Source organism: Bradyrhizobium sp. BRP56 (assembly GCF_020194035.1).
Lineage (GTDB): Bacteria > Pseudomonadota > Alphaproteobacteria > Rhizobiales > Xanthobacteraceae > Bradyrhizobium > Bradyrhizobium australafricanum.
The window spans coordinates 34896-59533 of the sequence record NZ_JADYVV010000031.1; the positions used below are offsets into that span (position 1 = coordinate 34896).

At 64.7% G+C, this 24638-nt stretch carries 22 protein-coding genes and 1 tRNA gene; 8 read left to right on the plus strand and 15 right to left on the minus strand.

All coding sequences use genetic code 11. The features are described from left to right. Positions 1–324: 324 nt before the first annotated feature. Positions 325–401 (minus strand) — tRNA-Arg (locus I6F38_RS21975). A 102-nt stretch (positions 402–503) separates the two neighbouring features. Further along, positions 504–776, minus strand: coding sequence for a hypothetical protein (locus I6F38_RS21980; RefSeq protein ID WP_076831273.1), 273 nt, complete (start codon positions 774–776; stop codon positions 504–506). A gap of 212 nt (positions 777–988) precedes the next feature. On the opposite strand from I6F38_RS21980, the gene I6F38_RS21985 reads away from it, so the two are divergent. Beyond that, entirely contained in the window at positions 989–1435 is a 447-nt protein-coding gene (locus I6F38_RS21985; RefSeq protein WP_028339233.1) for a hypothetical protein, read from the plus strand. Positions 1436–1511: 76 nt separating this feature from the next. On the opposite strand, the gene I6F38_RS21990 is transcribed toward I6F38_RS21985, so the two are convergent. From I6F38_RS21990 to I6F38_RS22015, 6 genes are all read right to left on the minus strand, one after another. After that, the gene (locus I6F38_RS21990) at positions 1512–3776 is read right to left on the minus strand and encodes a cation:proton antiporter (RefSeq protein WP_225161782.1); all 2265 of its coding nucleotides are present in this window, start codon (positions 3774–3776) and stop codon (positions 1512–1514) included. A 774-nt stretch (positions 3777–4550) separates the two neighbouring features. Beyond that, positions 4551–4853 carry a hypothetical protein gene (locus I6F38_RS21995; protein WP_050385697.1) on the minus strand — a complete coding sequence of 101 codons (303 nt, stop codon included), beginning with the start codon at positions 4851–4853 and terminating at the stop codon, positions 4551–4553. Positions 4854–4866: 13 nt separating this feature from the next. Continuing rightward, a complete protein-coding gene (locus tag I6F38_RS22000) occupies positions 4867–5085 on the minus strand; it encodes a hypothetical protein (protein WP_225161783.1) in 219 nt (72 codons plus the stop codon). An 85-nt stretch (positions 5086–5170) separates the two neighbouring features. Continuing rightward, entirely contained in the window at positions 5171–5398 is a 228-nt protein-coding gene (locus tag I6F38_RS22005; protein ID WP_076831268.1) for a hypothetical protein, read from the minus strand. Positions 5399–5486: 88 nt separating this feature from the next. Continuing rightward, positions 5487–6308: a helix-turn-helix transcriptional regulator gene (locus I6F38_RS22010; RefSeq protein WP_225161784.1), complete on the minus strand. Its 822-nt coding sequence runs from the start codon at positions 6306–6308 to the stop codon at positions 5487–5489. Continuing rightward, entirely contained in the window at positions 6271–6660 is a 390-nt protein-coding gene (locus I6F38_RS22015; protein ID WP_225161785.1) for a hypothetical protein, read from the minus strand. The genes I6F38_RS22010 and I6F38_RS22015 overlap by 38 nt, the downstream gene beginning before the upstream one ends. On the opposite strand from I6F38_RS22015, the gene I6F38_RS22020 reads away from it, so the two are divergent. Together I6F38_RS22020 and I6F38_RS22025 are read left to right on the plus strand one after the other, a co-directional pair. Beyond that, positions 6652–7605 carry an MFS transporter gene (locus I6F38_RS22020; RefSeq protein WP_225161786.1) on the plus strand — a complete coding sequence of 318 codons (954 nt, stop codon included), beginning with the start codon at positions 6652–6654 and terminating at the stop codon, positions 7603–7605. The two genes, I6F38_RS22015 and I6F38_RS22020, sit on opposite strands and share 9 nt — an antisense overlap. 140 nt (positions 7606–7745) lie before the next feature. Further along, entirely contained in the window at positions 7746–8120 is a 375-nt protein-coding gene (locus I6F38_RS22025; protein ID WP_225161787.1) for a hypothetical protein, read from the plus strand. Between the two features lie 30 nt (positions 8121–8150). Here the strand turns inward: I6F38_RS22025 and I6F38_RS22030 are convergent, their stop codons facing one another. Continuing rightward, positions 8151–8978, minus strand: a complete 828-nt coding sequence (locus I6F38_RS22030; protein WP_225161788.1) for a YkgJ family cysteine cluster protein — start codon at positions 8976–8978, stop codon at positions 8151–8153. A 730-nt stretch (positions 8979–9708) separates the two neighbouring features. Between I6F38_RS22030 and I6F38_RS22035 the strand changes: the two genes are divergently transcribed. Further along, positions 9709–10581 carry a DMT family transporter gene (locus I6F38_RS22035; RefSeq protein ID WP_092088959.1) on the plus strand — a complete coding sequence of 291 codons (873 nt, stop codon included), beginning with the start codon at positions 9709–9711 and terminating at the stop codon, positions 10579–10581. Here I6F38_RS22035 and I6F38_RS22040 read toward each other — a convergent pair. Continuing rightward, positions 10578–12041, minus strand: a complete 1464-nt coding sequence (locus I6F38_RS22040) for a deoxyribodipyrimidine photo-lyase (RefSeq protein ID WP_225161789.1) — start codon at positions 12039–12041, stop codon at positions 10578–10580. The two genes, I6F38_RS22035 and I6F38_RS22040, sit on opposite strands and share 4 nt — an antisense overlap. A 21-nt stretch (positions 12042–12062) precedes the next feature. Continuing rightward, a complete protein-coding gene (locus I6F38_RS22045; protein WP_092088955.1) occupies positions 12063–12722 on the minus strand; it encodes a peroxiredoxin in 660 nt (219 codons plus the stop codon). A 388-nt stretch (positions 12723–13110) separates the two neighbouring features. Between I6F38_RS22045 and I6F38_RS22050 the strand changes: the two genes are divergently transcribed. Continuing rightward, a complete protein-coding gene (locus I6F38_RS22050; RefSeq protein WP_026192875.1) occupies positions 13111–13692 on the plus strand; it encodes a hypothetical protein in 582 nt (193 codons plus the stop codon). 43 nt (positions 13693–13735) lie between these two features. Here the strand turns inward: I6F38_RS22050 and I6F38_RS22055 are convergent, their stop codons facing one another. The 4 genes from I6F38_RS22055 to I6F38_RS22070 form a co-directional block, all read right to left on the minus strand. Further along, positions 13736–15577, minus strand: a complete 1842-nt coding sequence (locus I6F38_RS22055; RefSeq protein WP_225161790.1) for an alkaline phosphatase family protein — start codon at positions 15575–15577, stop codon at positions 13736–13738. A 139-nt stretch (positions 15578–15716) separates the two neighbouring features. Next, positions 15717–18941 carry a CusA/CzcA family heavy metal efflux RND transporter gene (locus I6F38_RS22060; protein WP_225161791.1) on the minus strand — a complete coding sequence of 1075 codons (3225 nt, stop codon included), beginning with the start codon at positions 18939–18941 and terminating at the stop codon, positions 15717–15719. Then, positions 18934–20154, minus strand: a complete 1221-nt coding sequence (locus I6F38_RS22065; RefSeq protein WP_225161792.1) for an efflux RND transporter periplasmic adaptor subunit — start codon at positions 20152–20154, stop codon at positions 18934–18936. Before I6F38_RS22065 ends, I6F38_RS22060 begins: the two co-directional genes overlap by 8 nt. A gap of 111 nt (positions 20155–20265) precedes the next feature. Continuing rightward, the gene (locus tag I6F38_RS22070) at positions 20266–20622 is read right to left on the minus strand and encodes a hypothetical protein (RefSeq protein WP_225161793.1); all 357 of its coding nucleotides are present in this window, start codon (positions 20620–20622) and stop codon (positions 20266–20268) included. Between the two features lie 374 nt (positions 20623–20996). Here I6F38_RS22070 and I6F38_RS22075 point away from each other — a divergent pair, with 374 nt between their 5' ends. The 3 genes from I6F38_RS22075 (at position 20997) to I6F38_RS22085 (ending at position 24631) form a co-directional block, all read left to right on the plus strand. Beyond that, positions 20997–23699 carry an EAL domain-containing protein gene (locus I6F38_RS22075; RefSeq protein WP_225161794.1) on the plus strand — a complete coding sequence of 901 codons (2703 nt, stop codon included), beginning with the start codon at positions 20997–20999 and terminating at the stop codon, positions 23697–23699. Between the two features lie 80 nt (positions 23700–23779). Beyond that, a complete protein-coding gene (locus I6F38_RS22080; protein ID WP_225161795.1) occupies positions 23780–24229 on the plus strand; it encodes a PPC domain-containing DNA-binding protein in 450 nt (149 codons plus the stop codon). A gap of 153 nt (positions 24230–24382) precedes the next feature. Then, complete coding sequence (locus tag I6F38_RS22085) at positions 24383–24631, plus strand: septal ring lytic transglycosylase RlpA family protein (RefSeq protein WP_245467148.1); 249 nt, start codon at positions 24383–24385, stop codon at positions 24629–24631. Positions 24632–24638: the final 7 nt, after the last annotated feature.

Sequence of the window (24638 nt, forward strand, 5' to 3'; positions counted from 1 at the left end):
AATCCCTATTGGTGCTATTGGCGGCAGGAACGAGCGGTGGTTTTGGAAGTAGTGTCTTCCGGCTCCCGGCTCTCATACCCCCAACCCGGCTGGGAGCCACAAGGGCGGCCTCGGCGCGCGGCGTCGGGGTCGTTCTCATCTTGCAGCATCGCTTCAGAACAGACGCTAAACCGCCGTGTTACGCCCGTGTTGCGCGGAGTGATTTGTAGCGGCTGGTAGCGCGTTGATTTTACTTGCAGCGAGTTGAGCTGGCTCGCAACGCGAAAACGCTCACTCAGAACGAAATGAGCGCGGCTTAAATTATTGATCTATCGGTAAAATCGCTGGCGCGCTCGGAGAGATTCGAACTCCCGACCCTCGGAATCGAAATCCGATGCTCTATCCAGCTGAGCTACGAGCGCGTTGCGGGTCGATTATCAGACTTGGGCGGGGAGGGCCAGCAGGCAGGCACGGAGCGCGGCACCCAGCGGTGCCGGCACGTCCCGCCGTCTCCCTTATAGCCGTCAGAAGCAGGGATGCCGGCGGTGGTCCTGGCCGATATAGGCGGCCGCGCTCTGGTAGCACTTGTTGCGCGGGGAGCCGTCGTAATAGGCGAAGCTGCCGGCAGTCGGGCCGGGGCCGTAATTGTGCAGATAGCTGATGTGGTAGGGCAGGCCCCAATGGGCGTGGTGGTGATGCCGGTGGTGGCGCGGATGGGCCGTGAGGTCGGCCGCAGCCGCCGGGGTCAGGGCCATCACGGCCAGAGCGAGGGCGGCGAAAAGCTTGGTCTTGGTCATGGGCGGCCTCCGGTCATTTACGGGAATCGGCATTGTGGGCCGCCCCGGGGTCCATTTAACCCGGAATCGGGGCCAAAAGCTGCGGGAAATCAGCCACAGCGCGCCAAATTTTGCCTTTTTGCGGATGCTTAACGGATTGCCAACACAGTCCGGCCAGAGTCTTGCGGTCAGGTCCGCCCGGGCCCGGCCTTTCCCGCGGTTTCGAACGATCCATGCGCATCACGCCCCTTGTCGCCTTGCTGCTCTCGGTTCTGGCCGCGACGCCCGCGCGGGCGGTGCTGCACATCACGCGCGACCATGGCGGCTATGTCGAGGAGTACAAGGCCAAGTACAAGCAGATCCGCGAGCGCCGCGAGCGCGTCGTGATCGACGGCATCTGCAACTCGGCCTGCACGCTGGTGTTCGGCATCGTGCCGCTGAACAAGATTTGCGTCACGCCGCGGGCCAGCATCGGCTTCCACCAGGCCTATTACGACAAGGCCTTCACCTTCGGCATCAAGGTCACCAGCCTCGAGGGCACCTCCGACCTGATGTCCTACTACCCCGATACGGTGAAGGACTGGATCCGCCGCAATGGCGGGCTCACCACCGAGATGAAGAAGATCAAGAACGGGATCGATCTCTGGAAGATCGTCGATCCCTGTCCGGAAGAGTGGTAGGCGCGGACGCGCTCACGCTCCGAACCTCCTTCCTCAGGTCTTTGTTCTAGGTCTTCGGGCTTCAAGTCTTCGGGTTTCAGGTCTTGGGCCTGACGTCGCCATCCGACACCAGCAGCACGGACGCCTTCGACTTGCCGAGCACGGCCGCGGCGATGCTGCCGAAATTCAGCCTGTCGCCCTGGATGCGGTCGACGCCGATCACGACAAGGTCGGCCCGGCTTGACGCGATCTCCTGCAGGATCGCGATCTCAGGTGCGGTATTAGCGCGCAGCCGCGTCGTCACGTTGATGTCATAGCGCGCCGCGGTCGCCGCGATGTCCTTCAGGATCGCCTCCTCATGCGCGAGCGACATGCTGGGGCTAGTGCGGCGGGCGCCCTTGTCGCGCGTGGTCGAGACGTAGACCACCTGCAGCGGCTCGCTCGAGAGGCGCGCCAGCGCGATCGCGACCTCGGCTCCGCGCCGCGAGACGTTGCTGCCCGAGACCGGCACCAGGATCTTCCGCGCATTCGCCGTCGGCTCCTTCTCGTGCACGCCCTTGGCGGCCGCGATCGCCAGCGGGCCGTCGAAGCCGGAGGTCAGGTCGTCGAGCCGCCGGTCGAAGCCGCCATCGGGGCCGGCGACCGCGTCCATGCCGACCACCAGCAGGTCGAAACCTTTTTTGGCTTCCTCGGCGATCGCCTCCGCCGCCGTCTCCTCGCGGGCGCGGCTGATGACGTCGACATTGCCGCCGCCGTCGGCATCTGCTTCGGCGCTCGCCTTGGCCGCGTTGATGACCGCCGCCTCGGGGCTCTCCTCATCGGCACGGTTCTTCTCCTGCAGCTTGGCGTTGGCGCCGACATGCAGCACCGTGATCGGCAGACCGCGCCCGCCGGCGAGCTGGCCGGCGAGATGCGCGGCGAATGTCGCATTGCTGCTCTCGTCGACCGCGAGCAGCAGCCGCTCGAGATTGGCGACGAAGCCGCGCTGCTCATATTCCTCGCGCTCCAGCCGCTCCTTCTCGTCCCGGCCGAGCGGCAGCCGCGCCAGCGCGCTGCGCAGCATCGGCGGCATCGCCATCGTGGTCAGGATCGCCATGGTCACGATCATCGAGAACATGGTCTGGCTCAGCACCCCCATCGACAGGCCGATGGTGGCGATGATCACCTCGGTCGAGCCGCGCGCATTCATGCCGCTCGCCAGCGCATAGGACTCCTGCCGGGTCAGCCCGCCGAGCGCACCGCCGACAAAGGCGCCGCCGAACTTGCCGATGCTCGCAATCAGCACTAGCGCTGCGGTCAGCCCCAGCACCGACGGATCCTTCAGCACCGTGAGGTCGGCGCTGAGGCCGGCGAGCCCGAAGAATACCGGCATGAACAGGCTCGAGATCAGCCCGCGCAGCCGCTCGTCGATCTGCCGGGTCAGGATCGGGGATTCCCCGACCAGCACGCCGGCGATGAAGGCGCCGAGCACGGTGTGCACGCCGATCAGATGCGTGATCATCGCCATCCCGCTCATCAACAGCAGGATCACGGTGATCACCGCCGCAGAAGAGACCAGATTGTCGTTGGCCCAGCGGATCAGCCGGAACACCAGCCGCCGGCCGATCGTGAAGCTGACCGCGAGGAAGGTGAGGGTGCCGAACAACGCCTGCGCGACCGAGAGGATGTCGAGGCTGCCGCGCGAGGCAAGGCTGAAGATGACAGCGATGATGATCCAGCCGAGGGTGTCGTCGATGATCGCGCTGGCGACGATGATCTGGCCGACATTGCGGCGCATGAAGTTCATTTCGCGCACCACGACGGCGACGATCTTCACCGAGGAGATCGACAGCGCCGTGCCGAGAAACAGCGATGCGATCAGCCGCGCTTCGGGATACGGCAGCAGGCCGTCGGGAAGGAATTCGCCGAGCGCGAAGCCGCACACGAACGGCACCGCGATGCCCGCGACCGAGATCGTGGTCGCGGCGCGGCCGACCTTGCGCACCAGCTTGAGGTCGGTGTCCATGCCCGTCAGCAGCAACAGGAGCAGGATGCCGAACTGCGCAATGCCGTCGATCAGCGCCTTCTGCTCGCCGGACGGCGGAAAGATCACGCCGTGCGCCGACGGCCACAACCAGCCGAACAGCGATGGTCCGAGCAACAGGCCGCCGAGCAGTTCGCCGATCACGGAGGGCTGGCCGATCCGCTGCATCAATTCGCCGAGACCGCGCCCGACCGCGATCAGGAGCGCGATCTGGACGAGCAGGATGAACTCGGATGGCTTGCTCGCCTTGTCGCCGGCAGCGTCGGCTGCCGTGATGCTCACGAGCAGGATGACGGTCGCCCAAATCGCCGGTTGAAGCCGCCCCCAGCGGATCACCATGGCATCTCCGATTTCCAATTCCGGCGCGGCTCGGCCGGCTTGCCGCATGCGGTCAACGCCCCGGTTCCGAAAGCGATCCACTGGGTCAGATTTTGGAACGGAGGCGCCGGCGGTTCGTTTTGCTCATGATGCGTTCATCCTGGTGATGCGAATGTCTCCATGAGCGAGCCTGACCGCCGGAGCGGCTGTGGCTTAGCTCGCGCGAACGGGAGGCTGCAATGGCAACCAGATCCAATCTTTCGAAGGCTGAACTCGCGCGTAGCGTTGCCGGCGCTACATCGGCATTGGTGCTTAGTGCGCTCGTCCTGTTCGTCGCCGCGCATCACCTGAGCGGCGGGTAGGCAGGCCGCGCGTGCCGCGCCGATCCATCAAAGCAGGAAAGTCCCGATCAGGAGGCCGGCCGCAAATGCCCAAAGCCCGAGGGTGCAGGCCGATATGACCCGGACGAGATTGCGCAAATCCACGTCCTGCCAGCTGCTATGGGACCGATACGTCAATTGCAGGCACCCCCTGCGGTGGCCGCCTTTGCTTCGCTTTTGCTTCCTGGGCCGACAGCCTGTTCCCGATAGGTGCCGAAATGAAGGCAACCGGTGGTGGCGCCCGATCACGCATTTGCGAGCCGTCGCCTAACGCGCGATGAGATCGGGTGCCGTCGTCATCGCGTTCTAGCTCGTTGTTTAAGCATGATTTTTTCGAAAAATCGCTGCGCGCTTTCCCGGATCATGCTCGGGCGTGCGGTATTGTCTTGCTGTCTGTGGGGGCGCCCGCGGCCGGTCAGGCGGCCCGGCGCTTGCGGGTACGTGCCGCCTTTTTCGCCGAGCGCGACCGCTCCGCCGCGGGGCGGCTCGCGGCCGCCTTGCCGCCGAGCTTGCCGCCCTTGCGCGACGGGGAATGATCCTCGCGCGTGCCTCGGCCGGAGCCGCTCTTCTTGCCGCCGTGGGTCTCCTTGTTGACGGTCGCCCATGCGCGCCGCTCGGCCTCGCGATCCGGAACGCCACGCGTCTCGTAGCCTTCCTCGATGTGCTCGGCCTGCCGCTTCTGCTTGTCGGTATAGCTCGACTTGTCGCCTCTGGGCATCGCGCTCTCCTGTCTATTTTGATCGACACGTCTGCCGGACTTCGGCCGTGTCGTCGTTCGGCTCGACGACCTCGAATCTGGACCGGCTGAAGCGGCCCAATCCGCTGAGCTCGTAATAGCCGTCACGTTCGATATCCTTTGTCACCTCGTAGACGCGTCCGAGCGAGAGCGTGTCCCGCTGCAACGTGTTGTCGACGCAGCGAACGTGAAAAATCTTGCCGGTTTCGGCCATGCGCTCATCCTGAATTGTTGGTCTGGTTCGGCGTTACTTATCGCGCAACGTCACGATCGCAACCGGCAACCCTGCCGCGGGCCGATCACGAAATTTCGTTCGGTAACTTCCATTCGGGCGCCGGTTCGAAGACTTCGCTGTCGCCGGGAATTCGCTTCATGTGATAGCCGGCCGGCAGCACCTGGCCCGGCGCTTCATCCGCCACCGGAACGTCGAAGATCAGTCCGCAGATCAGTGCATGTTCCCACGCTTGCTTCTCCGTCGGAAAAGCCTTGTCGATCTGTCTGTCGCGATCGAACAGCGCGTAGGGCATCTGGCATCCTCGCTGCATTGGCTTGGCGCAGGCGGCTCGCTTGTCGTTCGCCCGATATGTCGAAAACGTCCGTTGCCGACCGGTGTTCCTAAATTCGCCCGCCAGCCGCGAACGCCGAGCCGCTCCCTTGCATGATATCGCTGAGATATTTCGCCGGTGGCTTGCCGAGCGCCTTCTTGAACATGGTGATGAAGGCTGTGACGGATTCATAACCGAGTTCGGACGAGACCTGCTGAACGCTCGCGCCGGCGGAGAGTTCGCGCAACGCGACGATCAAATGCAGTTGCTGACGCCAGCGTCCGAATGTCAGGCCGGTTTCCCTCAGGATGAGACGCGCGAGACTGCTCTCGCTCAGCGCCACGCGTTCGGCCCATTCGGCCATCGTGCGGCGATCGGCCGGATCGTCGGCGAGCGCTGCCGCGATCCGTCGCAAGCGTGGCTCGGGCGAGATCGGCAGATGCAGCTGCTGCAGCGGCATGCGCGGCAATTCGCTCAGCAGCAATTGCGCAACGAGGGTTTCAGTGCCGTGGTCCTGCTGCATACGGTCGGAAAGCGCGACGATCAGCTCTCGCAGCAAGGGTGAGATCGACAATGTGCAGCAGCGGTCGGGCAGGTCGGCCGCACCGGGCTCGATGAAGACGAAGAAGATTCGTGCATTGGCGGTTGCGATATTGGTGTGGCGCGTGCCGACGGGAAGCCAGACGCCGCAATGCGGCGGCACCATCCACAACCCGTTCGGAACGCGGCACATCACGCCGCCGCCGAGCGCGAAGACGAGCTGTCCCTTCCGGTGCGCATGCTCGGCCGCCTCGACCTTGTTTTCGGTGACGTCGAGGCGCACGGCGATGGCCGCCGCCGCGACGTCATCCGGATCAAGGTCCGGCCAGGGATAGCGAAGTTGAAAGCCCATAACGGAGCTGGAAACCCGTCGAGTGACCGAATTTAGTGATCGATAGAATAGATATGTAAATTCTTCCGACAGCCAAGTCGATAGCTTGGCGCATGCAGATGGGCAGGAGCATGCGATGACGATGATAGCGCCGATGGCGCACGCTGGGCGGGCAGGGCCTGTTGTTGACGGGGATCCTGCTGATCGCCTCGACGCTCCGCGCGCCCATTACCGGCGTCGCGCCGATGCTCGGCACGATCAGTGAGACCAGCGGGATCAGCGCGGCGGAGGCCGGAATCCTGACGACGCTGCCCTTGCTGGCGTTCGCCGCGATCTCACCTGTTGCAGCTGTGCTCGGGCGCGAATGGGGCATCGAGCGGTCGCTGGAGCGCTGCTTGTCATCGCGGCCGGGATCGCGCAGCGCTCGTCCGGTCCGGTCTGGGCGCTGTTCGCGGGCACCGCCACCATTGGTGCCGGAATCGCCGTTGGAAATGTGCTGCTGCCGAGCCTGCTCAAGCGGGACTTTCCGACCCGTATCGCCAGCCTGACCGGCGCTTACGCGATCACGTCCGCATTGGCCCAGGCGCTCGCATCTGTCGTGGCCATCCCGCTTGCGCAATTGCCGGGATCGAACTGGCATCTGTCGCTTGCGAGCACGCTGATCTTTCCGGTGGTGGCGCTGATAGCCTGGGCACCCCAGCTGGGGACGCACACGGCCCCGACGGTCGAGCCGGCCTCGTCGCCGCATCGCGGGCGCATCTGGCACTCGCTGCTCGCCTGGCAGGTGACCGGCTTCCTCGGCCTGACCTCGCTGGTGTTCTACATCATCGTCGGATGGTTGCCCGCCATCCTCGTGCAGGCAGGCTACCCGGCGGCGACGGCGGGTACGCTGCACGGTGTGCTGCAATTGGCGACCGCGCTTCCCGGCCTGATCCTCGGGCCGATGGTCCGGCGCATGAAGGACCAGCGCGGGATTGCGATTGCCGTGTCGCTTGCGACCTGCGTCTCGCTGCTGGGATTGTGGCAGCTTCCGGCGCTCGCAAGGCTGTGGGTCGCGCTGTTCGGCTTCGGGGCGGGTGCAGCCTTCATCCTCGGCTTGACATTCGTCAGCTTGCGAACCTCGCACAGCCACCAGGCGGCAGCGCTGTCGGGCATGGCGCAGTGCCTTGGCTACTCGCTCGCCGCCGCGGGCCCGCCGCTCGCCGGACTTGCCCACGATGCGACCGGACGCTGGGAGGTTGCGCTCGCATGCTGCGCCGTCGCGGCGATGCTGATGGCAGTCCTGGGCCGATCGGCCGGCCGCGCGGCGACAATCTGATTGTCGTTCGATGCGGAAATACCGCGAGCCAGATTCGGTTCGCCACAAGGCGTGGCGGCGGGCGGTCGGTTGTCTGCGCCGCAGGCGCGCGCTAGAGAAGGCGGGAAGCCTCGCAAGCAAGAGCCAAGGGAAAAGTATCGTTGAGGACATCTGCCAGCACGCGCATCGCGATCGGATCGACGCTCTTTGCCTTGGCGTCGAGCGCATTCCTTTTTCTGGTTCCTCCGAGTCCGATCGACAGGAACCTGTTGCGTGGCGCCTTCCGTCTTTACAAGGGATATGCGTATCTCATCCCCGTCAAATACGTGGACGGCACGCTCGAGACTGCCCGATTGTACGAAGACGACCGGCTTCTCGGCCCCGCGAACACCGCCCAGCAAGAGATCATCGACAAGGGTGCCGGCCGCTTCGCATTTTACCGGGACACCTGGAATTACTTCGGCCCGGCCTTGATGTTTTCGACAAGCGACAACACAGACCCGAATACCAACGGCAGGAAGTATCACCTCAGATGACGAACTGACCTGCGCTGTGTCCGGCTGTCGTCACGTCGTGCGTATCACGCCCAGTTCCTTCGACCGTTGGAGAAGAGCCGGCCGGTAAGGCGGGGAGGGATCGTCGTCGTCAGGGATGGCGCAATGGCCGAACTCCTGCTGGATGCGCTGGATCTCCATGACCCGATCGTTCAACCGCTGCAGATGCTCAAGCGATGTTGCCTTCCAGTAGCGGAAGGTATCGAGCGTAATCGGCACGAAGGCGGTGCCGAACAGCGTTGGATCGGGCACGATGGTCCGCCCGAGCAGCAGGTAGCGGTCCTGACCGACGATGACGAGGGTGGCATACGGCCGCCCTTCACTTACCCTGAGGCCCTTCAACGAAAGTTCGCACAGCTTGCTGAAATAAGGTTCCTCGCGCCAGCGGTCGGGATCATCGAGGTCGACCTGCACATTCAGCGCGTCGAGCCCGAAATGCGGCACCATGCCCGCGGTCTCCGGAAACCAATCATCTTCGAGGTGGCCTTGCAGCCAAGCACAGCTGAATGACCGGCACTGCCGGGGACGCTCGTGGTAGATCTCGCATCCGCCGCCCGCCAGGATGTGGTTGCAGACCGTATTCATCGGCTTGCGGAGATCGGTCACCTCAAGCACCTTGCAGCAGAGGGTGCATGATCCACATTGCCTGACCGTCGGAGCCACGGGAAAGCCGAGGGCCCACGAGCCCTGCCGTTCGCGGAGGAGCAGCTTCTGCTTCTCCAGCGTGCTCAGTGCACGCTCGACCTTGAGGCGCGATAATCTGGTCACGCCGATAATATCTTTCGTCGTCGTCGCGCCGCTCTCGACCGCCCGAACGACGACCAACGCCACTTGATCCATTGTTTTTCTTCTTGTCCGGCTCGTGGCCGGCTCTTCTTGTGCAGTGTTCTTGGCCGCCGGTATTCGGCGACGGTAGATTCCAGTGCAATCCGGAACGTGCCGCGACCGACGGCTGCGAGATTCTACCGAAGCGTATCGGCGAGTGCGGCATGTCGCATCCGATAAACGCGCATGGCATCCCTGAGGACAAATCGTCGTGATTGGCAGCGATAGGCGTTGGGTCCGCGAGCGTCTGCAAGGTCAGAGTGGTCTCGTGTCATCGGCAATGTCGCGAGAATGCGAATGTGTGGCTAGCAGACCGTGCAACACGTTCAGTGTCGTCCCTGCGAAAGCAGGGACCCATAACCACCGATGGTTATCGTTGAAGGCCGCTGGAACGACGAGTCCCTTTCACAACATCCGCCGCGGAGTATGGGTCCCTGCTTCCGCACTAGGGCATTTACACATCTCTTCGAGGCTAGAAAACCGACTCATCATCAAGGGGTTAGCTACTAGGCGAGAGCCGGAATCGGCGGGCGCAACCCTAGTGCAGATGAGTAAGTTCTCTGCGGTTTTCGGCCAACTCTTTGAGAAGACTCCGGAAAGACTGCGGAGGTTATGTATATACGCTAGTGCTTTCGCAGGGACGACACTGTGGGTGAGGCGCCACCTGCTTACAGCCGCGGGCTCGCCGCCACCCTCCTAATTCACGATTGCTGGCTGCCTCGTCTTCAGGCAATGACAGCCTGCAATGAACAAGAGCTTCGAGGAAACTGCCGCTCGTCTGGCGCCGGCGATCTTTGTCGTGCTGTGGAGCACCGGATTCATCGGCACCAAATACGTCATCAACAATGCGGAGCCGCTGACCTATCTGGCGATCCGGATGGCGTTCGTGGTGGTGGTGATGGCGGTCATCGCCGCGATCGCGCGGCCGAACTGGCCGGACCGGACTGGCATTCTCCACAGCGCGGTCGCCGGCATCCTGGTGCACGGCTTCTACCTCGGCGGCACCGCGATTGCGATCGCGCATTCGGTTCCGGCGGGGCTCTCGGCCTTGATCCCGGGCCTGCAGCCGATCCTGACCTCGACGATTGCCAACCGCTGGCTGGGCGAGCGCGTCACGCCGCTGCAATGGGGCGGGCTGGTGCTCGGCCTCGCCGGCGTCGTCTTGATCCTGCACAACCGGCCGATGACGGGCGAGGCGGGGTGGGGCTGGCTCGCCTCCGGCGTCTCGCTGATCAGCATCACCTTGGGCACGCTCTATCAACGGCGCTATTGCAACCGGATCGACTGGCGCGCCGGCAATCTGGTGCAGTACATCGCGGTGACGATCTTCTTCGGCATCGGCGCCTTTGTATTCGAGACCAATGTCGTGCATTGGACCGGCGAGTTCGTGCTGGCGCTGGCCTGGCTGGTGTTCGCGCTGTCGATCGGCTCGATCGGGCTGTTGTACTGGCTGATCCGTCACCACGCCGCGACCTCGGTCGCGAGCCTGTTCTATCTGGTGCCGGCGGTGACCGCGCTGATGGCCTACGTCCTGTTCGACGAGCGGCTGGATCATGTCGCCATTGCCGGCATGGCCGCCTGCGCCGCGGCGGTGCTGCTGGTCAATCGCCGCGCTTAGTCTTTGCGACGGATCTTCGCGTAAGCTGCAAGCGCGCGTTCGCGCCCCTGCTTGTGATCAACGATCGGCGGCGGGTACGTCTTGCCGAGTTCGATGCCGGCGCTCGCCAGTTCGATCGGTGTCGCTGTCCAGGGCTGATGGATCAGCTCGTTGGAGAGCTGCGCGAGCTCCGGCACCCAGCGCCTGACATAGCCGCCGTCGGGATCGAATTTCTCGCCCTGCAGGACCGGATTGAAGACGCGGAAATAGGGCGCGGCGTCAGCGCCGCAGCCCGCGACCCATTGCCAGTTCGCCGGGTTGGAGCCCGCATCGGCATCGACCAACGTATCCCAGAACCATTGTTCGCCTGTGCGCCAGTCGATCAAGAGGTGCTTGACCAGGAACGAGGCCGCCACCATCCGCACCCGGTTGTGCATCACGCCTCTGTGCCAGAGCTCGCGCATGCCGGCATCGACGATCGGATAGCCGGTGAGTCCGCGCTGCCACGCCTCCAAGGCAAGAGCGTTGCGCCTCCACCGAAAGGCATCGAACAGCTCCTGCAAGTTCCGATCCGCCATATCGGGGACGTCGAACAGCAGATGGCGGCAGAATTCGCGCCAGCCGAGCTCGCTGAGGAACTTGCCGATGTCACCGGCAAGGCGCGAGTCTTCCGCGGCGGCGAAGCGGGCCGCGTGCCACACCTGCCGCGGGCTGATCTCGCCGAAGCGCAGATGTGGCGACAGGCGCGAGGTGCCGTCGCGGTCGGGCCGATCGCGGTCGTCGGCGTAACCGCTGATCCCCTCATCGAGGAATCGCTTCAGCCGCGCCTGCGCCGCGGCTTCACCCGGTGTCCAGGTCTCGCGCAGGCCGCCGGCCCAATCCGGCCGTGTCGGTTCGAGACCCCAGTCATCGAGGGCGTCGCTCGCGATGCCGCCGATGGATGTGAGTCTCTTCGGCGCCGGCAACGGCCTTGGCGGATCGCCGAGGCCTTGGACGCGCCGCCAGAACGGCGTGAACACGCGCAAGGCCCGGTTGTCCTTGTTGCGGATCGCCTTCGGTTCGACGAGCAGATCGCCGCGGAAAATTTGCGAGTCGATGCTGTCACTTGCGAGCGCGGCTTCGACTTCTCTGGCAACGGCCTGATGCGGTGCCTGCGCGATGTCGTTCCAGAATACGGCGCGTGCGCCGATTTCGCGCGCCACCGTGGCGATCACCGACGCGGCCGGTCCGGTGCGCAGCACCAGCGATCCGCCTGCCATGGTGAGGCTCTTGCCGAGTGCGCGCAACGACTGCGCCAGCCACCAGCGCGTCGCACCCCCGAGCCGACGTACGACCGGCGGCATCAATGCACGGCTCTCTTCGTCACGCACATAGAGGCCGACGACCGGCGCGCCGCTTGCCGCCGCCTCATGCAACGCCGGGTGATCCGACAGCCGCAGATCGTCGCGAAACCAGACGATGATCGGCTGTGCGCGGGTCACCCGGACGCAGTGAGCCTGCCGTTACTTCGGCTGCGGCACGATGCGGATGTAAGGCTTCGGCGCCTTCCAGCCCTGCGGGTAGATCGTCTTGGCCTCGTCGTCGCTGACCGAGCCCGCGATGATCACGTCCTCGCCCTGCTTCCAGTCGGCAGGGGTGGCGACGCGGTGCTTGGCGGTCATCTGCAGCGAGTCGATCGAGCGCAGGATCTCCTGGAAATTCCGGCCGGTGGTCATCGGATAGACCATCACCAGCTTGATCTTCTTGTCCGGTCCGATCACGAACACGTTGCGGACGGTCTGGTTGTCGGCAGGGGTGCGGGTGAGGGGATCGCCCGAGGTCGAGGCCGGCAGCATGTCGTAGAGCTTCGACACGTTGAAGTCGGTGTCGCCGATCATCGGATAGTTCGGCGCCGCGCCCTGGGTTTCCTTGATGTCGTCGGACCATTTGGCGTGGCGGTCCACCGGGTCGACCGACAAGCCCATCAGCTTGACGCCGCGCTTGTCGAACTCAGGCTTCAGGCGGGCGAGCGCACCGAGCTCGGTGGTGCAGACCGGGGTGAAGTCCTTGGGATGGGAGAACAAAAGCGCCCAGCTGTTGCCGATCCAGTCATGGAACTTGATCTTTCCTTCGGTGGTCTCGGCTTCGAAGTCGGGGGCGACGGCGCCAATCTGAAGTGCCATGATTTTACCTCATCTCTTTGAAGTTGCGATTGAATTTGTATTTGAGGCTGTCTGTTCCAGTATAGGACGGGATAAGGCTTAAGTGAACGGGTTCTGAAAAAAGGTGAAACATTTCTCCTTGAGGGTGGAATTCCAAGCAACTTGTTTTGATCCGGATCCCTGCGGCGAAATATCAGCTGCGGCACAAAGGCTTGGAAATGCCCAGATAATGCCGCTTATCGCAGTCATCACGCCGGCCCTGGCTGCTATAGGACTGAACCGTGACGACGTTTAAAGCGACCAAATAGCAACCATCTAAAAATCTCGGAACGCAAGTTCCGAATCATTAACCACTCGTTTACGCCCGCATGGAAAAGCTGGCCTGAGATAGGAATTGAAAGCTCCCACAATGTCTACCCCAAGTACCAAGACCGCTGAGCCTCTCAGCGGTGCGTTGCATCCGTCCTGCCGCAAGACTGCCGCCCATGCGCTCACCATCGTGCGCGACGGCGTGATCACCGGCGAAGGCCCGACCACCAAGGGCCGCATCCATTTCTCCCGGTCTCTCGATGCCGATGACGCTGCCTGGTGCGCGCGCATCCTGACGGCGGCCGCGGTCGAGCATCAGCCGGTCAGCCGGGCCGAAATCGAGGCGCTGTTCGCGATCAACGAGGCCGCCGCCGAGCGCAGCGATGGCGGCCGGTTCGACGATCTGCTCGCCAAGGCGATCGCCCACCATGCCGCCTCCGAGTCCGGCCTGCCGGTGCCGCCGCGCACGGTGGCGCTGTCGCCCGACACCGAGATCGATCGCTGGGCGCCGAGACAAGGCGCCAAGATGGACACCAAGGTTCTGGAGTGGATCGCGGGCCAGATGCGCGGTCAGCGCCGCACCGGCCGCGCGCTGGCGGCGATGGTGGCGACGCTGGTCGGCGCGACTGCGCTGCCGCTCGCGGCGCAGCTCCCCAACGTGTTCGACATCGGAATGATGTAAACCATCATCCCGCGTGACTGGAATTCGAGCAGAGCGGCGGGGATTACTTCCCCGCCGTTTTCTGTTTGCCACCGGTTTCCTCGAGCCCGAGCGTCCGCCCCGGAAACCCGGCGACGTCGAAATAGCGGGTCGAGAGCACGCGTTGGAATTTCAGCACGGTGCGCAGGCCATTGGCCGACGGCTTCTTCGACATGATGGTGCCCTCGGCCATCTTCGGCACGATGCCGTTCGGCAGCGCCTCCGACATCACCCGGCCGATCAAGCCGCCATTGTTCGGCGCGCGCAGGCCGAGCAGCTGGGCCGCGGTCATGCCGACATCGGCGTTGCTGACCGGCAGCGGATCGACATAGGCCGCCTTGAAGTCGGGGCCGATCGCCGCGGTGAAGTTGAAGGTGTCGCCGCGGCTGAAGCTGCCATGCATGCCCTGACCCTGGCGCAGCACGGTGTCGGCGACCTGCACCGAGCAGTTGGTCGGGATCTCGCAACCGCTCGACCAGGAGCGGAAATTGACCACGATCGACGGGTTCGGCGTCACCGCCTTGCCCTTCAGATTGAGGTTCGACATCGGCAGGGTGCCGGGGAAGGTGCCGAGCTTGTCGTCGACAAACAGGCCGCTGACATAGTCCTGCTCGAGCAGCGCCTTGATGACGCGGTCGGCGAGCTTCTTGTCGCGGTTCGGCAGATAGATCAGATCCGAGCCGCCATTGGTCGCGATCACGACGTCAGGCTTGGCCGGATCCTGGCCGAGCACGCCGTTGCCGGCCTTCGGGTGTGCGTTGTCGGCGACCTTGGCGTTCTTGTCGTTGGGGTCGAACAGCGGCAGGTCCAGCGCCTTGGCGAGGTCGATCGCCAGAAAGCCCATCGGCAGGAAATCCTTCGGCGTGTCGCTATAGGCGATCTTGGCCGAGGGGCTGGTCTTGCTCTCCTTCGAGATCGTCGAGAACCCGTGGTCGGAGGAGACCATGATGTTGGTGTCGGCGGAAAGGCCGAGCTCGTCAAGCGCCTTGCGCAGCTGCGCGAGGTTGTTGTCGGCGTTCTTGATGCCGGCCATCGAGGTCGGGCCGTTGATGCCGGGGGTGATGGTGTTGAGGCTGTCGCCGGTGTTGTGCTGGCTGCCGTCCGGATCGCGCGACCAGAACACCAGCACGAACGGCTTGTTGCGCGCCTTGAACATCGGCAGCACCACCTTGGTCGCGACGTCGGCCATGTAGGCCTGCTGCGCGACGTTGGCGACCGTGGTGCCGGGCGTCTTGGCATCGCCCGCCTTGGCGTTGTCGCCGCGGCTCGGGGTGGCGAGCGGCAGGCCCGCTTTGGTCAGCGCGTCCTTCATCTCGTCGGAGAGCGGCACGCCGGTCTTGCCGCCGGTGGAATCGTCGACCACGATCGTGTTCTTGCCGCGATCGGTGTGGTCGAACAGCAGGGTCGGGCCGACCTTGCCGATGGCGGCGGTGCTGAAACCCTGGCCGCGGGCCATCTTCAGCAGCGTCTCCTCGTTGAGGTAGTCGCCGTTGAAGTGATCGTCGACATCGGCGAGCACCGCGTCGTTCTCGATGAAGGGGACCACGGTGTCGCCGGCGGGCACCGAGGTGTAGCCGGTATAGATCGTGTTGGAGAAGGTGCCGGTGTCGCCGAGATAATGGCCGGTCGACAGCGCCGAGCTGTTCGCCATCGTGAAGGTCGGGAACAGCGAGTGCGAATTCTTGAAATTGACGCCCTTGTCGCGGATTTCCGCCATCGCAGGCGCCGTCTGCGGCGTCACGATGCCGCCACGCAGGCCGTCCGGGACGAACAGGATGAGGTTGCGGGGCTTGGCGTTCTGCGCCGAGGCGGCGCCCGCCGAAAGCGCGATCATGCTCGCGGACAGTAAGGTAATGGCACGACGCATAGTGTTATTCCCCCTGATGAAGCCCCGCGGCAGCCCGCCGCAGTCCTCGTTTAGTTTTGCCATATGACAGAAATGTTACAGCGCTTGCTCGGCGCTGTAACGGCCGGATTTTTCCTGCGGAACGCTGGTCAACACACCGTCATTCCGCGGGTTGAATCGCGGTTCTCTCATTGCGCGCAGCGCTGCCGGCATGCCCGTACCGGGCATAGAGCGCCGGCAGCACGGCGAGCGTCAGCAGGGTCGCGCTGATCAGGCCGCCGATCACGACGGTGGCGAGCGGCTTCTGCACCTCAGCACCGGTGCCGGTGGCGAACGCCATCGGCACGAAGCCGAGCGAGGCCACCAAGGCGGTCATCACCACGGGGCGGAAGCGGGTGAGGGCGCCTTGCTCGATGGCTTCCCGCATCGGCACGCCGCGCTCGCGCAACTGCCTGATAAAGCTCAGCATCACGAGCCCGTTCAGCACCGCAACGCCCGACAGTGCGATGAAGCCGACCGCCGCCGAGATCGAGAACGGCATGCCGCGCAGCCAAAGTGCGGCGATACCGCCGGTGAGCGCCAGCGGTACCGCGCTGAACACCAGCAACGCATCGCGGGCCGAGCCCATCGCCGCCAGCAGCAACAGGAAGATCATCGCAAAACAGGCCGGCACCACGATGGCCAGGCGCTGGCGCGCTGCGGCGAGATTCTCGGATTGGCCGCCCCAGGTCATCCAATAGCCCGGCGGTAGCTGCACCGATTGCGTGACTTTTGCCTGGGCTTCCTCGACCACCGAGCCGAGATCGCGGCCGCGAACATTGGCCGTCACTACGATGCGGCGCTTGCCGTTCTCGCGGCTGATCTGGTTCGGCCCTTCGGTGAAGGAGAACTGGGCGACGCGGTTGAGCGGCAGGCTCTGCACCGGCGAGCTCGGCGTTGCCTTCGGCAATGCGACCGGCAGGTTGCTCAACGCCTCGAGATCGGAGCGCACGCTCTCCGGCAATCGCACCACGATGTCGAAGCTGCGATCGCCTTCGTACACAACGCCGGCATCCTGACCGCCGACCGCGGCGCCGATCACGTCCTGCACGGCCGAGACGCTGAGGCCGCGCCGGGCAATCGCCGCCTTGTCGACCTTGATCTCGAGCACGGGCAGGCCGCCGGCCTGTTCGACCTTGACGTCGGTCGCGCCGCGCACGCTGCGTAGCGCCGAGGCGATCTGGTTGGCGGCTTTCTGCATCGGCCCGAACTCGTCACCGAACACCTTGACCGCGATGTCGCCGCGAACGCCGGCGAGCAGTTCGTTGAAGCGCATCTGGATCGGCTGGGTGAACTCATAGACGTTGCCGGGCAGCCGGCCGACCGCCTTCGAGATGTCCTCGATCAGTTGTTCTTTAGTCAGCGATGGGTCCGGCCACTGCTCGCGCGGTTTCAGGATGATGAAGGTGTCGGACGCGTTCGGCGGCATCGGATCGCTCGCCACCTCCGCGGTGCCGGTCTTGGAGAAGACGAACGACACCTGCGGAAAGCGGCTGACGGCCTTCTCGACCGACAGCTGCATCGCCTGCGACTGTGACAGCGCCGTGCTCGGAATCCTGAGCGCGTGCATGGCGATGTTCTTCTCGTCGAGCGAGGGGATGAACTCCTGGCCGAGGCGGAAGAACCCGAACATGGCGGTTGCGAACAGCACGACCGCCACCGCGATGACCGGGATAGGCGTTGCAACCGCGCGCCGGAGCAGCGGGCTGTAGCAGCGCTTCAGCGCCGCAACGAGCCGGTTTTCCCGCTCCTGCACGCGGCCGGTGATGCCGATCGCGATCAGCGCGGGAACCAGCGTCAGCGACAGCACGAAGGCGGCCGCGAGCGCAAGGATCACGGTCAGCGCCATCGGCTCGAACATCTTGCCTTCGACGCCGGTGAAGGTCAGCAGTGGCACATAGACCAGGAGGATGATGGCCTGGCCGTAGAGGCTCGGCTGCACCATTTCCACCGCGGACGCGTGCACCGTCGCCAGCCGTTCGTCGCGCGTCAACACGCGGCCGAGCGCATGCTGCTTCTCGGCGAGGTGACGCAAGCTGTTCTCGGTGATGATCACGGCGCCGTCGACGATCAGGCCGAAATCCAGCGCGCCGAGGCTCATCAGATTGGCGCTGATCCGGCCTTGCCACATGCCGATCGCCGTCATCAGCATCGCGACCGGGATCACCAGCGCCGTGATCAGTGCCGCGCGGAAATTGCCAAGCAGCAGGAACAGCACGGCGATCACGAGCAATGCGCCTTCGCTGAGGTTGCGCGCCACCGTGCCGATCGTTGCATCAACCAGCTGGGTCCGATCCAGCACCGTCTTGACCTCGATGCCGGCCGGCAGGGATGGCATGATTGTCCGCAGTTTGGCGTCGACCGCGGCCGACACGGTGCGGCTATTGGCGCCGATCAGCATCAGCGCGGTGCCGACCACGACCTCGCGGCCGTTCTCACTGGCGCTGCCGGTGCGCGTCTCACCGCCGATCGAAAGCGTGGCGAGGTCGCGGATCCGGACCGGGACGCCGCCGCGAGTGGTGACGACGACGGCGCCGAGCTCGTCGATGTTCTCGAGCCGGCCGCCGGAGCGCACGACGAAGCCTTCGCCGTTGCGCTCGATATAGCGCGCACCGCGGCTGACGTTGTTGGTCTCGATCGCCTTGGCAACGTCGGCGAAGGTGAGACCGAGCGCGATCAGCTTCGCCGCATCGGGATGGACCTGATACTGCTTGAGGTATCCGCCGATCGTATCGACGCCGGCGACACCAGGCACCATCTTGATCTGCGGCTTGATGATCCAGTCCTGCACGGTACGCAGATAGGCGTCCTTCTCGACCTCGCTTTGCAGCATCTGGCCGTCCGCCGTCAGGAAGCGGCCGTCGCTTTGCAGGCCCGGCGCGCCGTCGGCCTGCACTTTCTGCCCGGAATAATGGACGGTCCACATGTAGATTTCGCCAAGGCCGGTCGAGGTCGGGCCGATCCGCGGCTCGATGCCTTGCGGCAGGCGCGCGCGGACCTCGGTCAGGCGCTCGCCGATTTGCTGGCGGGCGAAATAGATGTCGGTGGCCTCGCTGAACACCGCCGTGATCTGGGAGAAGCCGTTGCGGGAGAGCGAGCGCGTGCTCTCGAGGCCGGGCGCGCCGGCCAGGGCTGTCTCGATCGGGAAGGTGATCTGCTTCTCGATTTCCGCCGGCGACAGCGCCGGGGCCACGGTGTTGATCTGGACCTGCTTGTTGGTGATGTCGGGCACCGCGTCGATCGGCAGCCCGGTCAGCGCAAGGCCGCCGAGGACCATCAGGATCGCCGCCAATGTGACGACTACCCAGCGCCGTTGGATCGCAAGACCGATGATGCGCTCAATCATGGCCGTGCTCCGCCTCGTCCTTCTCGAACTCCGCTTTCAGCGTGAAGGTGTTCTGCACCGCGATGGTCTCGCCGGCTGTGAGGCCGGCAACGATCTCGATATCGTCGTCGTCCTCGCGGCCGGTCCGCACCGATCTTGCCTCGAAGCCGTCGGCATCGCGCACGAACACGGTCGGCGTCCCCTTGATGGTTTGAAGCGCCTTCTTCGAGACGATCACGGTCGACGGCGCGCCTGACAGCGGGACTTCCGCGGTGACAAAGGTGCCCGGCTTCCAGCGGTGGTCCTTGTTGGGCATGGTCGCGATCACGCGCGCGTTGCGGGTCTCGCGGTCGAGCAGGGGGCTGACGAAGATCACACCGGCATTGGCTTCATCTTCGGTGCCGATGGCGCGGATTTTCACCGAAACACCTTCGCGGACCGCGCCGATGTCTTCGGGGGAAACCGCCAAATCGACCCAGATGTCATCGAGATTGACGATGACATAGAGCTCGCTCTCCTGGCCCTCGCGCCCGATCAATCCGCCGAGGTCGACACGCCGTTCGGACACCCGGCCGCTGATCGGCGCGCGCAAGAACTGCGTCCGCAGGCTCTCCGGGGGCTGGTTCGGCAGGTCGGCGATCTCGCTTTCCGAGAGGCCAAGGGCAAACAGCTTCTGCCGGGCGCCGTCGAGCTTGATCTGGGCATCGTTCGCGGTCAGCCGCGTGCGCAGGAATTCGTTTTCCGACACGATGCGGGTCTCGACCAGCGTCTTCTGCCGTGCGTAGAGGGTCTGCTGCAGATCGTTGGTGAGCCGCGCGGCGAGGTATTCGCTCTTGGCGTCGGCCACCTCGCGGCTTTCGATCGCGGCGACGATCTCGCCCTTCTCGACGACATCGCCGAGGCGCTTGCGCAGTTCCGTGACCGTCGCAAGCACGCGCACCGAGACCCGGCCGATGTGATCCGCATCGGGGATCAGCGATCCCGGCGCGAGGAAATGCCGCTTCAGCATGCCGCCGCTGGCTTGCGCGAACGTGATGCCGGCTTCGCGAACCTGGTCTTCGCTCAGCTCGATATGCCCGGGGGCCTCGTGCCGGGCCTCGGTCTTTGTGTCTGTCGTCGCAGTCTCCTGCGTCGCGGCCGGGAACCTGACCGGCCAGCCGATCCATCCGGCCGCCACAACGACCAGTGCAATGCCGGCGGCCACGCCGGCGAAAAATAGAATAACCCGTTTCATATGCGCCTCTCCGCAGCGCAGGCCGATGGCCCTGCGCCGTCGCGACATCGATCTGTGCGGAAGCGTGCGCGGCCGAATGGCAGCAGCGCACGGCCGGTCATGTCGACCGGATCAGGCGCGGGGTGGCTTGAAAGGAGAGAGGCGATCGGCCAAAGCCGGCAGCCCGATGCTGGCGTCGCCGTAGCTGTGCGGCGCATAGGCGATCGGGAACGCGGTCTCCTGCGGAGCCACGGAGGCGACGTGCGTCAGGCAATGGTCGCTGTGAGGCGAGGCGGGATGCGCCGGAGTCTTGCCGCCGGCGCTGGCGTCGTTGATCGGCTGCGCGATCGAGAAGCCGGGAGCCGCGTCGGTATCGCCGTCGGAGGTCCAGCCGTGGAAGAACGACAGCACCAGCGCAAGCGAAATCAGTCCCGCAAGCAGGCTGCGCCAGCGGCGCGATCCCGTTGCGTCAGGAGAAGACTGAATCATGGTGCGCGAAGCGTCCATGGGGCCTACTTAGCGCCGTGCCCGCGCGCATTCAAGTTCCGGTCCGCGACAGATTGGCCGCGGATACTATAACGTTACGCGCTGTCTGCGGTTCGGCGCAGCAGCTGGCGACGGCACCGGCGAGCGGACCGCGCGTGTCGCGCACGAGAAGCAGGAAGACAAACAGAGCGCCTGTTGCGCCCCACAGCCCAACGCCGCGCCGCCCGGGGCTTCGGCTTGCTGCAGCTCGTGAGCCGGGAGCTGCCGAGGGGCCAGTTGCGCGCGAGTCCACGTTGGCCTTAACCGTCCGATAACTGATTTTCCTAACCACCCCTTGGGTTGTGTTCCCGTACAAGGGCATCCACAGGGGCAGGAAAATGTCGGTTGTCTCAACGAGCAGCGTGCCGGAATACCGGCGGCTGTCGATCAAGGGTGTGTTGCGCGCCAGCAGGATGGGCGCGATCCAGTGGCTCGTCCTGAGTGCCGCGCTGCTGGTGCTCGCCATCACGCTTGGCACCGGCTATCTCGCGCTGCAGTTTCGCGAGCGCGCGCTGGAGATGTCCGAGCGCGAGCTCAACAACACCGCCCTGCTGCTGTCGCGGCATTTCGACCAGCAGCTTACAGATCTCCAGCATGTCCACGACGACATCGTCAATTATCTGCGGGCCGAGCAGGTCGAGACCGCCGATCAGTTCGAAAAGAACATGTCGCTCCTGAGCGCGCACGAGATGCTGCGCACGCGGTTGGCGGCGCTGCCGCATGTCGGCGGGCTCAACCTGTTCAACGCCAAGGGATGGCTGATCAACTCATCCGAGATGTGGCCGGTGCCCGACATCAGCGTTGCGGACCGGCGCTATTTCCAGGAGTTCATTTCGGGACGGCCGACCTCGCCTGTGATCGTCGAGCCCGCGATGAGCAAGGTGACCGGCAACTGGACCACGATCTTTGCGCGCAAGATCACCGGGCGCAACGGCGACATCATCGGCTTCGCAAGCCGCGGCGTCGAGCCGAGCCATTTCGAGGATTTCGTCGCCTCGCTGGCGCTGAGCGGCGACACCGTGATTTCGATGATCCACCGTGACGGCACCATCATCGCGCGCTATCCGCAGGATGCCAGCGTGATCGGTCGCAACATCATCAACCTGCCGGTGTTCCAGAAGGTCATCAGCTTTGGCGGCAACACCTCGGGACGGTTCGTTGGCGCTTCGGGCGAGGAGAACGTCGGCGCGGTCAGATCGCTGTCGCATTTTCCGATCCTGATCCTCGCTACCACGAAGACATCGAGCGCGCTGGAGGACTGGCGCACCCAGACCAAACTGCAATTCTGCGCAGCCGTGTTGGCGGTATTGATCATCAGCTTCGCGGTCTTCCTGATCGTCCGTCAGTTGCAGCGGCAGCACGATGCGGCAAGCCGCAGGCTGTCCGAGAAGAGCCAGCACCTCGACACCGCCATCAACACCATGACGCAGGGGCTGCTGCTGTTCGACGCCTCGGCGCGGCTCGTGATCTGCAACCAGCAATATATCGACATGTTCGGCCTCTCGCCTGATGTCGCGAGGCCGGGCTGCCATCTGCGCGAGTTGATCCTGCATCGCCAGGCGATCGGCTCGTTTGTCGGCGACGTCGACGAGTACTGCGCCCGTTTCACCAATCCCAGGGGCGATGAGGTTCGGGACTCCGTGATCATGACGCCTGACGGTCGCAGCATCCGCCTGATCTATAAGCGTGCGCCCGACGGCGGCTGGGCCACCACGCTCGAGGACGTCACCGATGGGCGGCGTGCGCAGGCGCGGATCGAGTATCTCGCGCATTACGATGCGCTGACCAATCTGCCGAACCGGACGCTGTTCCAGCGCCACGCGGAAGGGCTGCTGCTCGAGGCCGCCACGCGCGAGTTCGCCATCCATTACATCGACATCGACGAGTTCAAGCGGATCAACGACACGCTGGGCCATCTGATCGGCGATGAGTTTCTCCGGCGCGTCGCCGAGAAGTTGCGCCAGTCGGTCGGGTCGAATGACTTCATCGCGCGGCTCGGCGGCGACGAGTTCGCGATCGTCCAGCACGACATCACCTCGGACGACGACGTCGGCGACCTGGTCGCACGCATCTATCAGTCGCTGCGTACGCCGTTCGACTGCCTCGGCCATCATTTGTCGAGCGACGCCAGCATCGGCATTGCGATCGCCCCGCGCCACGGCTCCGACCTGTTCCGCCTGCTCAAATGTGCCGACCTTGCGATGTACGCCGCCAAGGCGGCGGGCCGCAGGACCCATCGTTTCTTCGATCCGGCGATGGAGGCGCAGGCCAATCTGCGCCGCGCGCTGGAGGCCGATTTGCGCATCGCGCTGGCCGAGGGCGGCTTCGAGCTGCACTACCAGCCGCTGGTCGACCTGCGCAGCGACGAGGTGACCGGCTGCGAAGCGTTGTTGCGTTGGCGGCATCCCGTGCGCGGCATGATCTCGCCGGCGGAGTTCATACCGGTTGCCGAGGAGACCGGGCTGATCGAGGAGATCGGGCAGTGGGTGCTGCGCACCGCCTGCACCGAGGCGGCAGCCTGGCCGGCGCATGTGCGCGTCGCGGTCAACGTCTCGCCGATCCAGTTCAAGTCGGAGACGCTGGCGCTGAAGGTTGCGAATGCACTTGCAGAGAGCGGGCTCGATCCGCGCCGGCTCGAGCTCGAGATCACCGAGGCGGTGCTGATCGCCGACGACGACGCGGCGCTGGTCACGCTCGGCCAGCTCCGCGCGCTCGGTGTCCACATCGCGCTCGACGATTTCGGCACCGGATACTCGTCGCTGCAATATCTGCAACGCTTCCCGTTCGACAAGATCAAGATCGACCGCAGCTTCGTCAAGGAAGTGACCCGCAACAGCGGCTCGGCCTCGATCATCCGCGCCGTGGTTTCGATCGCAGCCGACCGCAACATGATCACCACCGCCGAGGGCGTCGAGACCGATCAGCAGCGCGACACCGTGCAGATGCTCGGCTGCACGCAGATGCAGGGCTACCTGTTCAGCAGGCCGGTTCCTGCGCGGGACCTGCGGACGCTGCTCGCGGCCGATTGCGTCGCCGCCTGAGCGCCTGCCGATCCGGTCCGTCAGGAACAATCGTCGCCGTCTCCGATTGAGAGTGGAAGCTCTTAGAGGCGAGGCGGTCCATGAAAAGCAAGCTCGTGTCCGATGCGCCGAGCGCGCAGGTTCACGTCGTCGTGCTCGATAGCGGCGAGGAAGCGTTCGGCGCGCTGACGAAATTCGCCAATGATGCGAAGGTGACGGCGGCATCGCTCACCGCGATCGGCGCGTTCGAGCGGGCAACCGTCGGCTGGTTCGATTTCGCATCCAAGAGCTATCGGAAGATCGAGATCAACGAGCAATGCGAGGTGCTGTGCGCGATCGGCGATATCGCGACCGGCGACGACGGCAAGGCCAGCCTGCATATTCACATCGTGCTCGGACTGTCGGATGGATCGACGCGCGGCGGCCATCTGCTTGCCGGCATCGTTCGGCCGACACTGGAGGTTGTGGTCACCGAAGCCCCTGCCAGGCTTCGCCGGCGGAAGCGGCCCGAGTTCGGCATTGCCCTGATCGATCCCGCCGCGACCGCCTGACGCTTTCCGCCGAAAAGTTCCTAAAAATCGACCTGCCGACGCCGAGGCGCGGAACCGAACCCGTGGAACCGCGTTCCCTTGCGGGGCTCGACCGGCAGGCGATCAATGAAAACCGCAGCAACGTCCGCGGCCATGCTGCTGTTTGCCTCGTGCATGGCAAACGCAGAGAGTGGCCTTGCGTCCTATTATCGTGGCATCGGCAGGAGTGGCGAGATGACCTGCGCGCATCGCAAGCGGCCATTCGGCAGCATGATCACCGTCTCGTATCTGGGAAAATCGATCCGGTGCCGCGTCAACGACCGCGGCCCGTTCGTTCGTGGACGGATCATCGATGTGTCGACCACGGCGGCCCGCGCGCTCGGCATCCTTCAGCTCGGCGTCGCGCATGTCGTGATCCAGTAGAGCGCGG